At 41.8% G+C, this 13,185-nt stretch carries 11 protein-coding genes; 7 read left to right on the top strand and 4 right to left on the bottom strand.

Annotated features, from left to right (window positions below; all coding sequences use genetic code 11):
• Positions 1 to 27: 27 nt before the first annotated feature.
• The gene (locus SNE26_RS14920) at positions 28 to 3,120 is read right to left on the bottom strand and encodes a tetratricopeptide repeat protein (RefSeq protein ID WP_321554734.1); all 3,093 of its coding nucleotides are present in this window, start codon (positions 3,118 to 3,120) and stop codon (positions 28 to 30) included.
• Positions 3,121 to 3,391: 271 nt separating this feature from the next.
• On the opposite strand from SNE26_RS14920, the gene SNE26_RS14915 reads away from it, so the two are divergent.
• The 5 genes from SNE26_RS14915 to SNE26_RS14895 all read left to right on the top strand — a co-directional run bounded on the left by SNE26_RS14915 (position 3,392) and on the right by SNE26_RS14895 (position 8,852).
• Positions 3,392 to 4,489 carry a hypothetical protein gene (locus SNE26_RS14915; protein ID WP_321554733.1) on the top strand — a complete coding sequence of 366 codons (1,098 nt, stop codon included), beginning with the start codon at positions 3,392 to 3,394 and terminating at the stop codon, positions 4,487 to 4,489.
• A gap of 197 nt (positions 4,490 to 4,686) precedes the next feature.
• The gene (locus SNE26_RS14910) at positions 4,687 to 5,724 is read left to right on the top strand and encodes a LacI family DNA-binding transcriptional regulator (protein ID WP_321554732.1); all 1,038 of its coding nucleotides are present in this window, start codon (positions 4,687 to 4,689) and stop codon (positions 5,722 to 5,724) included.
• A 109-nt stretch (positions 5,725 to 5,833) separates the two neighbouring features.
• Positions 5,834 to 6,883 carry a glycoside hydrolase family 43 protein gene (locus tag SNE26_RS14905; protein WP_321554731.1) on the top strand — a complete coding sequence of 350 codons (1,050 nt, stop codon included), beginning with the start codon at positions 5,834 to 5,836 and terminating at the stop codon, positions 6,881 to 6,883.
• Positions 6,884 to 7,345: 462 nt separating this feature from the next.
• On the top strand, positions 7,346 to 8,203 hold the full coding sequence (locus SNE26_RS14900) for an SDR family oxidoreductase (protein ID WP_321554730.1): 858 nt from the start codon (positions 7,346 to 7,348) through the stop codon (positions 8,201 to 8,203).
• A gap of 67 nt (positions 8,204 to 8,270) precedes the next feature.
• Positions 8,271 to 8,852 (top strand): Crp/Fnr family transcriptional regulator, encoded by a 582-nt coding sequence (locus tag SNE26_RS14895; RefSeq protein ID WP_321554729.1) that lies wholly within the window; start codon positions 8,271 to 8,273, stop codon positions 8,850 to 8,852.
• Here SNE26_RS14895 and SNE26_RS14890 read toward each other — a convergent pair.
• Entirely contained in the window at positions 8,849 to 9,439 is a 591-nt protein-coding gene (locus SNE26_RS14890; protein WP_321554728.1) for a hypothetical protein, read from the bottom strand. The two genes, SNE26_RS14895 and SNE26_RS14890, sit on opposite strands and share 4 nt — an antisense overlap.
• A gap of 170 nt (positions 9,440 to 9,609) precedes the next feature.
• Between SNE26_RS14890 and SNE26_RS14885 the strand changes: the two genes are divergently transcribed.
• Positions 9,610 to 10,050, top strand: a complete 441-nt coding sequence (locus SNE26_RS14885) for a DoxX family protein (protein WP_321554727.1) — start codon at positions 9,610 to 9,612, stop codon at positions 10,048 to 10,050.
• A gap of 239 nt (positions 10,051 to 10,289) precedes the next feature.
• On the opposite strand, the gene SNE26_RS14880 is transcribed toward SNE26_RS14885, so the two are convergent.
• Both SNE26_RS14880 and SNE26_RS14875 read right to left on the bottom strand, forming a co-directional pair.
• Positions 10,290 to 10,529, bottom strand: coding sequence for a hexameric tyrosine-coordinated heme protein (locus tag SNE26_RS14880; RefSeq protein ID WP_321554726.1), 240 nt, complete (start codon positions 10,527 to 10,529; stop codon positions 10,290 to 10,292).
• Positions 10,530 to 10,586: 57 nt separating this feature from the next.
• Complete coding sequence (locus tag SNE26_RS14875) at positions 10,587 to 11,459, bottom strand: helix-turn-helix transcriptional regulator (RefSeq protein ID WP_321554725.1); 873 nt, start codon at positions 11,457 to 11,459, stop codon at positions 10,587 to 10,589.
• Positions 11,460 to 12,045: 586 nt separating this feature from the next.
• Between SNE26_RS14875 and SNE26_RS14870 the strand changes: the two genes are divergently transcribed.
• A complete protein-coding gene (locus SNE26_RS14870; protein ID WP_321554724.1) occupies positions 12,046 to 13,011 on the top strand; it encodes a sensor histidine kinase in 966 nt (321 codons plus the stop codon).
• The last annotated feature ends 174 nt before the right edge of the window (positions 13,012 to 13,185 follow it).

Raw genomic sequence — 13,185 nt, 5'->3', positions numbered from 1 at the left:
CTTGTCTTTTTTTTATATTACTCTTTGTTACTGTTTGTTAGTTGTATCGGGCTGGGCAGTTTCTTTGGTGCCTGCGGCAGGGGCTTTGGTTTTACGGCCGCTCAGTTTATCCAGCTTCTCTTTAGCAGTAGGTAATATGTCGTCATCGGCTTTATAGTTATCAATGATACTTTGCAGGGTTGCTTTTGCCTGGAAGGTATCTTTCAAGCCTACATAGGTATCAGATAACAAAATGTATGTTTTGGCTACCCAGTAATCATAGTTTGGCATTTCCTTGGCCAGGTCAAAACACATTTTTTGTGATGTTTTATAACGGCCTTTTTCATACTCAATAAGTGCAAGATTATAACGGGCTTCAGCAGCGGCAACGGTTTTGGTATTAGTTGCAGTATAGGTGAACTGTTTAATGGCCAGGGTAGTATCACCGGTTGAAAGATAAGCCTTGCCCTCGTACAAGCCGGTTTTAAACTTGTCTTCCTGCGATGTTTTATCATTGGTTTTAACCAGTTCGGCGTACTTGATGGCGTCGTCGGTCATTTGCATCTCCGAATAACAGTACATCAGGTTAGTGATAGCGAAGGTATAATCAGCTTTATATTCTGAGTTGGTTTCGAGCCTTTTCAGGAACACTACAGCTTCGTTATATTTCTTTTGCTGCATGTATAATTTAGCCATGCTTATCAATGCTTTTTCGCTGTAGGCGCTGGTCCAGTCGTTCAGGATCACATTGTAATCAACAACAGCTTCTTCTGTACGACCTAAATTAGCCAATCCCTGTGCACGGATAAAGCGGGCTTGTTTTTCGTAGATCTGCTTGCCCGGGAACTTATCAAAATAAGCGTTCACTGCGCTTACAGTGCCCTGCCAGTCGCCTTTAAGGTAAAGGTTGTTGGCAGCGGTTATCATGATGCTTTCCTGGTCGGAGGTGGTATAGTTACCGATAGGTGTAGTACCCGCATAGTTAATGAATGTTTGGGCATCACCTTTATCGGTATAAATTTTCTCGATCTGTTTTAAAGCCTGTTTGGCCTCATCGGTTGATGAATAATCCTGCACCACTTTTTTAAATGACTCAACAGCAAGGTCATCATTGCCTGCATTGTAATCAATCAAACCAATGGTAACCAGCGCGCGCGGTACGTAGCTGCTGCGTGGATATTTCTGGATCATCGCATTCAGATCGCTTTTAGCTTTATCGCCGTCTGTTTTCAGGAAATAGGTATAAGCTATCTCAAAAGATGCATCATCGGCGTAATCAGAGTTAGGGAACTTGTTCAGCACATCATTCAGGGTACTGATCTTGGTATCTAACGAACCCTGTAAGCCCTGGATCATACCACGTTGAAACAAGGCATAATCTTCGCCCTGATTGTGCATGGCTATAATGCGGTTATAATAGGTCATGGCACTACCATAGCTTTTCAGTACAAAATAGCTGTCGGCCAGGCGGGTTATTGCATCGTTTTGGGTATTTACGTCTTTTACATCTCCCTGTAAAAACTTCTCAAAGTAAGTGGCGGCTTTTTTATACTGCTCATCGCCAAAGGCTGCATAAGCTAATGCATAGTTGGCATAGTTCGCTACATCGGTTTCCTTAGCCTCAGGCATGCCCAGGAACTTTTCAAAATTCTCTACCGATTCACCATATTTACGAACCTCGAACATGGCCTCTGCCATCCAATAGGTGGTTAAAGCTTCGGTTTTACTATCAACCGGATCTTTTAGCGAGCGCAGAAAAATGCCGATGGCGTTTTCAAAAGCACGCTCATTATAAAACTCCAAACCGCGGTAATAAGTAACTTTTTGATAAGCCAAACGGGCACTCTGGGTTTTGTTGGGGATTGGCTCCAGGATCTCAACCGCTTCTTTATAGCTGCGTGAGTTCAGTAATTCCTCGCCTAACAATACCTTCACTTCATCAATACGTTTCGAGCGCGGATAGTTAGCTAAGTATAACCTTGTAGCCCCTAAAGCCTGCAGGTTAAAGTCAAGCTCGTATGATAGTTTGGCGTACTCGTAAAGAGCATCTTCCTGTAATTGCTTATCATAATCAAGCTTGGAGGCGTTGAGGAACGCATTACGGGCGCTTTGTTTGTTGTTCATTTTCAGGAACACATCGCCCAGGGTATAGTTACCGCTTTGGCTGTAAACATCATGTTGCTCAACCAATTTTTCCAGTTCGCTGGCAGCTTTGGCGTAGTTGCCTACCTTATAATAGGTATAACCCATCTGGTAGCTGTCCTGCGTGTTTTGGGTACGGCCCTGGTCGCGGTCTTCAAAACGGCCGTAGTATTTAACCGCGTTGTCATAATCGGCTTTGGCAAAATATGATGCGGCGATGATGCGCAGCATTTCAGTTTCGTTTTGCTGATGGGTGCTGTTTACAATAGGCACGGCGTAATTGATCACATCATCATAGCGCTTATCTAAAAAGTAAACTGCCGAGATGTAGTAAGGATAGCTGTTTTCGTATTTCTTCGAATTTTTAAGCTTTTCAAAGTTTACCAGTGCAAGGTGATAGTCCTTGTTTAAGTAGGCTATATACGCAAAGTAATAAGTAGCATCCTCGGTAAACTCCGAACGTTTATTTTTAACCTCGCCAAAAAGCAGCTGGGCATTTTTGTAATCCTTTAACGAAAAGTAGGCATAACCTTTACGGAATTTATACTCGGTATTGTCATGCCCGTTAAGCTCACCTGCCTCAACTTTGTTAAACCAGCGGATGGCGTCTTCATATTTACCTTGCTTAAAATACGATTTGCCGATCTGGAAAAAAGCCTGTTTGGTAAGCGGGTTTTCGGGGTGTTCTTTTATAAAACGGAGAAACATGCTTTCGGCATCATCATTACCCAGGTTAAGGGCGCAGAATGCTTCATAATACTGGCAGTTTTCTTTAGTGAGTGATAGCTCGGTTTCAAACTGCGGCTGTGTGCTTGTTTTAATTTTGTAAGCTTCAACCAGGCGGAATTGTTCGGCCGCCGAAGCAAATTTTCCTTTGTCCATCAAATCAATAGCCGCGTGATATGTGCGGTAGATTTGAGTAGAAGGGTTTTGCTGGGCTCGTGCAGCTGAAAATAAAAATACGGGAATGAGCAGGGTGATGTATCTTGTTTTGATCATAAAGCGCATACTAACGATAGTGCGAAAATAGCTAAACCAAAAAGAGGCTTTTCACATTAGAAATTAACAATTGTGGATAACACTTCTTTTAACGAAGGTAATACTTAAGATAATATCCATGTGGAAAACTTTAAAATTGTTGAGTACTGCCGTGGTACCGGCTATGGACAATCAAAAGTAATAATTACACGCTAAACAGTGCAATTTATTTGTATTTTGAGCATTATAATACCCAGGGGGCAATGTGCCCCATCCATTATTTTTACCAATTATGCATAGCGTTCTTAACAGAGGGAGATTGTGGCTGCGGGTGATTTTGTACATGTTGGTGTTTTGTCCGTTAAATTCAAAAGCACAAAAAACAAATGCCGAAATTGTTTTAACAAACAGGCCGTTAAATGAAAAATCGAACGAATTTTATATTGCAAATGTTGTTGATGAACGGCCAGACCGGAGCGCTGTTGCCTGGTTATTGCCGGCCCCCGGTAATTTGCCGGCAGTAAAGTATAAAGTTGATTTACAGGGGGGGACAGCAACTGCAGTTAAGCAATTTGCTGATTATGCTATCCCTGTTAATAAGACATTACGCCCGGTGGCTATCCGCATCAAAAAGTTAAAGCTTACTGAAACGGCGATGGCCGACGGCAGGGTAGAAGGCCGGCTGGAAATACAGTTATGGTTTGAATTGAAAAGAGATGAAGGTAATGTGCATTTGATTGACTACCCGGCTGCCTCAACGTACTATCGCAGCACGGGGCAACAGTATGATACCGGGATACTGGTGAGCCGGGCCCTTGAAGCCGGCCTGGTGTATTTTAATAGATGGATGAACCGTGAAGTGGACACTAACATCAAACTGGCTAAGGGAGTAAAGTTAATCTTTACCGATTATTCGGAGCAGCCGGAAGGCGATACCATCTACTATTCGGCAAATCGGCCCTTAACCTGGAATGATTTCCAGGAAAAACCCCGCAGCGGAAAATATGTTGCCGAAGTACTGCCAAGTTTCGGTTACACCGAAAAGGTGGAGGTAGTGAAGTCGGTAGTTGTGGTGAGAATAAGCATGCGTGTGTTTTTGCCTAAAAGTGCCGCCTGGGTAAAACAGGAAGGCCGTAACAGTTACGCGCTAAATCATGAACAGCGGCATTTTGATATAGTAGCGATAGTAGCCCGGCATTTTAAGCAGGCCCTTATGGATATGAAACTTCCGGCTGATAACTATGACGGTTATATTAATGTACAATACCTTGACTCGTACCGTGAAATGAACCAGTTACAAGAGCAGTACGATAATGAAACCAGTCATGGCACAAACCAATATTACCAACAAGAATGGAATACGAAGATAGATGGGCTTTTAAAAAATTAGAGATTGGGACAGGGCACTCAATGCACCCGCGCCGGGAGGGAAGTAAATAGCAGATATATGAATTTAATTTCATGGCTGTCAGCATAATGTTACATGGTGTAATACATCTTTGTGTTGTGTAGGACTTATTTTTCTTATGTTTACTTTCCTGTATACAATTGGATTGTTAATTTTAGGATCATAAGCAAGGGGATGAAATGAATTTTGGCGGAGTTACCATAAAGGATATTGCTAAAGAGTTAGGAATCTCACCCTCAGCGGTTTCCAAGGCCCTTAAAGACAGTCATGAAATTGGTGAAAAAACCAAGGCGCTTGTATTGGAGTGTGCTAAAAGACTCAACTATCAGCCCAACCTTAATGCCCAAAGCCTTAAACGGGGCAACAGCAAATCCATCGGCATTGTGGTTTCCACCATCGAGAACCAGTTTTTTTCGCAGGTAATTAACGGTATCGAATCTGTAGCACATAGTAAGGGATATAATGTGTTCATTACGCAAACCCATGAGTCGTACGAGCTGGAAATACAAAACGTACGTCACCTGACTTTCCGCTCCATTGATGGTTTGCTGATCTCTCTATCAACCGAAACCCAAAATATTGATCACCTGAAAAACCTGCATGAAAAAGGTTTGCCGATTGTTTTTTTTGATAGGGTAAGCGATGAAATTGATACGCATAAAGTAGTGGCCGATAATTTTGCCGGGGCATATAATGCTACAACCCAATTAATTGAGGCCGGCTACCGTAAAATAGCTCATATTACCAGTTCGGTAAACGTATCCATCACCGCCGAACGGCTCCGGGGATATAAACAGGCACTTGAGAAACATGGCATACAACCTGATGAAAAGCTGATCAAATACTGTCCGCATGGTGGTAAAGACCTTGCCGAGATAGAAAAGGCATTAAGCGAGTTACTTTATGCCGATGACAAGCCCGATGCTATTTTTACAGCATCTGACAGGATCACCACTACCACCTTATCCCTTCTGCATAAATTAGGTTTCCGGATCCCTGCTGATATCGCTTTGCTCGGCTTCACCAACACCCAATTAGCCGAAGTTTTAAACCCACCGTTGAGTGCTGTTTACCAGCCCGGTTTTGAAATGGGAAAAAAAGCAACTGAAATGTTGATCAGTATAATTGAAAGCAAGCGGCCTGTTACCGAGTTTGAAACCACTGTATTGCCAACCCAGGTTTTTATCCGCAGTTCCTCTCAACCGGTAAAAGCATAATATAACCCGACCATTTTTGGTAATAAATGTATTCTTAACATTTGTTGCTTTTGTAAAATCTTTTGCAGACTTTTAGCGCATTATAAACCCAGCTAAAACCTTTCAGCCTATGAAAAGATTGTTTAATGCCTGTTTGCTGCTGCTCTTATTTTCTAAAGCTGCCATTGCACAAAGCACCGGCGATAATACTTTTACTAATCCGTTGCTGCCATCAGGCGCCGATCCCTGGGTGATCTGTAAAGATGGGTTTTACTACTATACCAATTCAACAGGGGGCAATATTGTTATCTGGAAAACAAAAGATATTACTAAGCTGGGTACTGCACCTAAGAAAGCTGTTTGGGCACCGCCCGCCGGTACGGCTTATTCCAAAGATTTGTGGGCACCCGAACTGCATTTTATAAAAGGCAAATGGTATATATATTTTGCTGCCGATAATGGCGATAACAATAATCACCGCATTTACGTACTGCAAAATAGCTCCACCGACCCTACCGAAGGTTCGTGGGAGTTTAAAGGAAAGATTAGTGATAGTACCGATAAATGGGCTATTGATGCTTCAGTATTTGAAAATAGCGGAAGCTGGTATATGATCTGGTCGGGTTGGGAGGGAGACCATAACGGGCAGCAGAACATTTACATAGCCAAAATGAAAGATGCCTTAACTATTGGCAGCGAACGCGTAAAAATATCAAGTCCGGCTTATCAGTGGGAAACCAACGGCGATTTGCATGATGCCGGCAACCCGGCACATGTGAGTGTAAATGAAGGTCCGGAGATCTTAAAGCGTGGCAAAAAGCTGTTCCTGATCTATTCTGCCAGCGGCTGCTGGACAGATTTTTATGCTTTGGGTATGCTTACGGCTTCTAAAAACAGCGATTTGTTAAACCCTGCGTCATGGATAAAAACGGAGCAGCCGGTGTTTAAGCAATCGCCGGAAAATAGTGTTTATGCGCCGGGCCATAACTCATTCTTCAAATCGCCTGATGGCCGGGAAGACTGGATCCTGTACCATGCCAACTCAAACCCAAACGAAGGCTGTGGTAATAAACGTTCGCCGCGCGCGCAAAAATTTACCTGGAATAAAGATGGTACACCCAATTTTGGTGTGCCGTTAAAAGATGGACAACCTTTGGCTGTGCCTTCGGGAACGAAGTAAGAGGCTTTTGTAAGTAGTTGTTTAGCAAAACGTATAAAATACATTTAAGTGATGGCGCGTGGGCCCACGTTAGTGATAGGAGCGGATACCGTCCGTCGGCCGACGGATAATGCCTTGTGCAGTATGAGCGGATAGGTACTGTCTTTAGCTAACGGGAACGCCCATATTTATAAAATCACTCCAAAAAACACTTTTAATAATTAATAACTTACAATCACGTCATTATAAGATACAAAGCAATCTCATTCACCACCCGTCATTGCGAGGTACGAAGCAATCCCCGATTTGCAGAGCGGCTAAGCTGGTGACCTTGTACAGTTCGCGATTGCTTCGTGCCTCGCAATGACGATACCGTTACAAAATCCCGGTTTTCTTGATAAATATCAATTTCCTTCTTATCAAATATCAATGTACAGGTTATTGCGCTGCGGTAGATTTGTATCAACAAAAGAACGATACAAAATGTCAAAAACAATTTTTATAACCGGAACAAGCACTGGCTTTGGTAAGTTAACCACCATAACCCTTGCAAATGCAGGCCATACCGTAATAGCAGGTATGCGCGGTATAAATGGTAAAAACAAAGCTGTAGCTAAAGAGCTTTCGGCCCTGCCAAATGTTGAAGTAGTTGAGGTAGATATTACTGACGATGCTTCAGTTAAAGCAGCTTTTGAATATACATTAACCAAATACGGCCATATTGATGTATTGGTGAACAATGCGGCAGTTTCAGGCTTTGGCGTGCTGGAAGCTTATTCACTCGATCAGATCAGGCAGATGTTTGAAGTGAATTTTTACGGAACGTTGCGCACTATCTTTGCGGTTCTGCCTGGGATGCGTAAAGCTAAAAATGGCCTTATCATCAATATTACATCGGGTGCAAGTGGCCATACCTTGCCGTTCATGATCCCTTATCTTGCCTCAAAATTCGGCGTAGAAAGCATTACCGAAGGTTTACAGGATGAACTTGCTGCCTATAATATTGAAAACGTGAGCATTCAACCCGGTGTTTATCCAACCGAAATGAATAACGGCAGCAAAGCAGGTATCCACGCCGATAAACAGGAAGTTGTTACCGAATACGGTGAAGCCTCAGCACAGCAATTTAACGCTATGGGCACTGCGCTTTTCAGCAAAATGGCCGAGTTCAACATGGACCCGCAAACGATTGCCGATGGTATATTGAGGCTGGTTGAAATGGAAAAAGGCACCCGACCGCTGCGTTACCCGCTTGATGCTGTTGCGCAAGGTACCGACCAGGAATTTATTGATGCCCGCGCCGCAATCAAAACCAAATGGTTAAGCAAATATACCGCATAACCTAATTATAAAATATGACCCCGAACAAGCGCAAATATCCCCGGATAAAGGGGATATTTGCGCTTATATGTTTGAGCTATTTAAAGAGTACATCAGCCAGAAAACAACACTCGCCGAAGCCGACTATGCTAAAATTGAAGCGGTTTGTATTTACAAAAGGCTCCGTAAAAAGCAATACCTGTTGCAGGAAGGCGATGTTTGGAAGTATAACGCTTTTATAACCAAAGGCCTTGTACGTTTTTACAGTGTTGATGAAAATGGCCGCGAAAACATAGTAAGCTTTGCCAAAGAAAACTGGTGGACCGGTGATCGTGCCAGCCTGCTTACAGGTGAACCGAGCAAAAATAACATCGATGCTATTGAAGATACCGAACTGGTGCTGATCACCAAAAGCAATTTCGATAAACTTTGCAGTGAAATACCTGCCTTTAATGATATGGTGAACGCCATCCTGAACAAAAGTTTCATTACCAGCCAAAACCGTATCCATTCGGCTATTGCTTTTACAGCTGAACAAAAATACCTTGATTTTGTACAGAGATATCCCGATCTGTTGTTGAAAGTGCCACAGGCAATGATCGCATCTTACTTAGGTATTACACCTGAAACTTTAAGCCGTGTACGAAAAGAAACTATAAAGAAACATTAACCCTGAAACTTCATCAGTTCAATGTTTTTCTCTTTCATGGCCTGCAATATCGTTTTACCGTATTCCGTAAAATATTGATGCTGTTGTAAAAGGCTTAAATTAAGGCTATGCCATTCTTTGTCACTGTATTGCTTATCCAAATGTACTTCCCATTCCTGTTTTAAATCATGGGCAAAATCCAGGTAGTTTACAGATGCAAAATGGTGCATATCGGCATCGCAAATAATTTGCTGGATAAGGTTTTTTGGGGATTGCGGGACTTTTGTTGCTTCAATACAATCCCATACCTGTTGTATAAAATCGTTATTATAGTGGTGCTGCATTAAAAAGGTACCGGCAATGATCATGCTGGTGTCTTCATGCCCCTTATAATGATAAAGGTAACCTGTATCGTGAAACCAGGCGGCTATTGTTAAAATGGTTAGTTCCTGCCTTTTTAATTTACAGTGTGCTGCAATTTCTGTTGCTGCGTTAACAACGCCCAATGTATGTTTCAGGTTATGAAAGTACATGGTTGATGGGAGGTTTTCTTCCATCAGCGAGGTGACGTAGGCAGCAGCCCTTTTTACTATACTTATTGCAGGCATAAGACAGGTGCGATACTACCCTCACATTCTGTAGAAATTCTGGATAAATATTAACCGGCTAATCTCTCAACAAAAAGATGACACTTTTATCGTACTTGTGTAAACATGGTATAGGTGTTTCTAAAGCAGGCTTTTAAAGCGTTATTTTAGATGCATAATTTGTACATAATATGAAAAACACACTTCAAATAGCACAGCTTTATTTCCGCTTTGCTTTAGCAATAGGTTTCCTGCTACCCGTGGCCGATCGTTTAGGGTTCCTGGGGCCGGCAGGGCAACATTCGGTAAGCTGGGGCAGCTGGGATAATTTTGTAGTTTATACCAACACGCTGATGCCTTTTCTAAACCGCTCATCGGCTGGGGTAATGGGCTTTTTAGCCACGGTTTGTGAGGTTTGCATAGCCATTATGTTTATGGTAGGTTTTAAGATCAGGACAGCTGCTTATGCAAGTTTTGCACTTACATTTACATTTGCCCTGTGCATGACTTTGTTTTTAGGGGTTAAGGCTCCCTTTAGTTATTCGGTTTGGGCCGATAGCGCAGCCAGCTTAATGCTGGCAGGTATATCTACCTATCGCTGGAGTATTGATTTTAAATACGACGAAATGTAATTCAAAACTTAAAAACCATAATCAAATCAAAGCACGTTTAATTAGCACAGGTAATTTGATTGGTTTACAAGTATTTTATTGCGATTGAAAAATGTTGACTTACGTACTACTTGATAAAGCTGTAGCAGGTGGTCAAGACCCGCTTCCCCAATAAATTAATAATTACCAGCGTATTCACCATGTGTTACCGGGTATAACTATGGTTGTAATTAATTTACAGGGGAAGGGGCAGTATGCTGCTATCTCCAGTAGTTGTTTGCTGCAGCTATTGTAGCAAATTCGGTTGCTACGGTTTGGCCTACCGCTATCAGCATAGCGGCGTCTTCCGCGTAAACACCCCTTAGCCTGCCACGTATTTCTGCATCGGGCTGGGTTACTTTGATGATAAGTCTGGCCATTTTAATAGCAAGCTCCCGGCCTTCTTGCGGCGTTGCAGTAATTAATGAATCGCCTGGGATTAGTTGTATTGATTCTGACATAATATGGAGTTTAATTGGTTGGCTATCAGTGTAATTAAATGAGTTTGTGATGTGCTGTTAAAAAACAGGTTGTAATATTGTGCCCTTTTTCTTAAAATCAGAAAAGCTGATACCGGTAGCGTTTTTAAAAAATTTACTGAAATGGGCCAGGTCGCAAAAGCCCAGGTCGTATGCTATTTTTTTCATACAGCTATCAGGATGTATGGCCTGCCGTTTTGCCTCGGCGGCAACCCTTTGCCTGATATGATAACCGGCCGGCTGGCCTGTTAGTTTTTTTACCACTTCGTTGAGATAATTGGGGGTTACCGATAGCCTGTCGGCATAATCGGCAACCATTTTATTCTCTCTGAAGTTTTTATTGAGCAAGGTCATGAAATTTTGCAGGATGGCGGTATTTCGTGACTGTTTTGGCGCCTGTTCCGTCGAGTCAAGCTGGCGTGAAAGATAAATCAGGAAGATCTTGAAGTAACGCTTTAATATTTCGGAACGGTAAAGGTTATGCCTGCTGTATTCTTTCATCATTATTTCGGTGATATCATTCATGTCATCAGCCAACTCATTGTTTATGGTGATGATCTGTGTTTGGTTAAACATTTGATAAATGGGACTGTATACAGGTTCCCTGCCGTAATCCTCTATGTCTAAAAACGAATCGGTGAAAGATATTACATAACCTTGCAGGCCGCTGCTAAATTTAAGGTCATGCAGGCGTCCGGGTTTTATCAGCAGCAACTGATTGGTATTAACAGCTTCTTTTTGCAAATTGAGCCTGTAGTGACCATTGCCGGCCACTATCCATATCAGCATGAAATAATCGTTGGGAAGATCAATGCCGTTTTCTTTGACCCACTCAATAGTATGTATCTTAAAAGGAAGGCAACAGGATGCTTTCTCAAAATGTAGCAGCGAAAAATCATTAGCGTGTTTCATAATTGCTTAGTTTAAAGCTTATAATACATGTGCCGCAACTCTAATTTCGTGCCGTTGTTTTTATTTTTCTGATAGTCAGTTATTTGTGGTTTTTCTGGGCGCCGCTTCTTAACGAAATATCATGATATTCCTGATGGAGAAGCGAAATATCGTACGTTATATTCATATGCCTAACCATGTAAGTGGCATTATTATCGCATGTTAACAGGAAGCAGGTTATCAAAAGGTACCGGAAAGGCATAAGTAAGCTTCTTTTTTTGCCGTCGATAGGGGAGGACCACCGGGAGAGGAGGTGCCAGCATTTTGGGCCTGCCTTAGTCATTTACATTCACAAATGAATAAGCTTAAAATGGGTAAGTCTGATATCTAATATTTTGATTCTTAATTATATAAGTTAATATATGCTTTTGTTGTAAGCAGGTGAAACAATACATAATTTATACATCAAAATCCATATTTAATACATCGGCCGGGTTTAAGCAACATATTATTTTTATAAGTTGAATTTGAGGGCATGTTTATTTGTGTATAAACATGCATTGTGAACAGGATTTTTGGTTTAGGCCGGTAATAAAAATAATATCAAGTGAATATCAATATAAGCTCACCCCGGTTTTATTGCAAGCTGATACTTACAGGTTTTTTGCTTTTGATATCCACGAACTCGCCGGCACAGTATTATGATCATATCCCCCCCAATATTTTGCGGGCAGAAAGTAGTTTACTTTTTATTAAATGGGATCTTATAATTGTTGGCATTGTGGCGCTGCTTATCATTTTGAGCCTTGCTTATGTTAGCTTGCAGCAAAAGCAACAGAGCGGTAAACAGTTGCAGTTAAAGCAGAAGGAGATCAGCGAGCAAAATCAAATACTGCAGCATTTAACTGCGGATAAAAATCGCCTGCTTGATGAAAAGGACTGGTTGTTGAAAGAGGTGCATCACCGGGTAAAAAATAACCTGCAAATAGTGATGAGCCTGCTTAACACCCAATCGGCATTTTTAAAAAATAATGCGGCGCTTGCCGCCATCCGTGAAAGCCAGAACCGGGTACAGGCTATTGCGCTGATCCATCAAAAATTATACAGCAGCTCAAATGTAGCCTATATTGATATAGCTGTTTACATCAGCGAACTGGTTAATTATCTTGCCGATTGTTATGACGCTCATGACCGCGGTATCAGGTTTGAACAACAAATTGAACCTGTTAAAATGGACGTTGCCCAGGCTGTACCTGTTGGCCTCATGCTCAATGAAGCTATTACCAATGCTATTAAATATGCTTTTCCGCACAGGCGCGGATATATAGACATCAGGCTTGGTACATTTGATGATAATAATATCATGTTGAGCATTGCTGATAACGGAATCGGGCTGCCGCAGGGTTTTGACATTAAAGAGGCTTCGTCATTAGGTATGGAAATGATGAAGGCCCTGAGCAAACAGCTTGGCGGGAATTTTAAAATGGAGAATAATGAAGGCGTAGTGATAACCCTTGTTTTCCGGGCCGAAAAGAATTTCGGGAACATCGAAAATGAATATTATCCTATATAGTATTAGGCCCCGATTGCCTTGGGCTATATGTAATTTGTACTACTGAAACCATAATTAGTACATTGATTTCGGGTACCTCCAGCCCGAACTTTACATTGTTAAATAACAGTTAATAATTAAGCATTAATTAATTAATTAATTAATTAATTGTGCGATAAACGTGTAAAGCCCTCA

Origin of the sequence: Mucilaginibacter sp. cycad4 (assembly GCF_034263275.1) — a bacterium.
Lineage (GTDB): Bacteria > Bacteroidota > Bacteroidia > Sphingobacteriales > Sphingobacteriaceae > Mucilaginibacter.
Note: the sequence above shows the minus strand (reverse complement) of the source record. Positions and strands in the feature narration are given on the sequence as shown.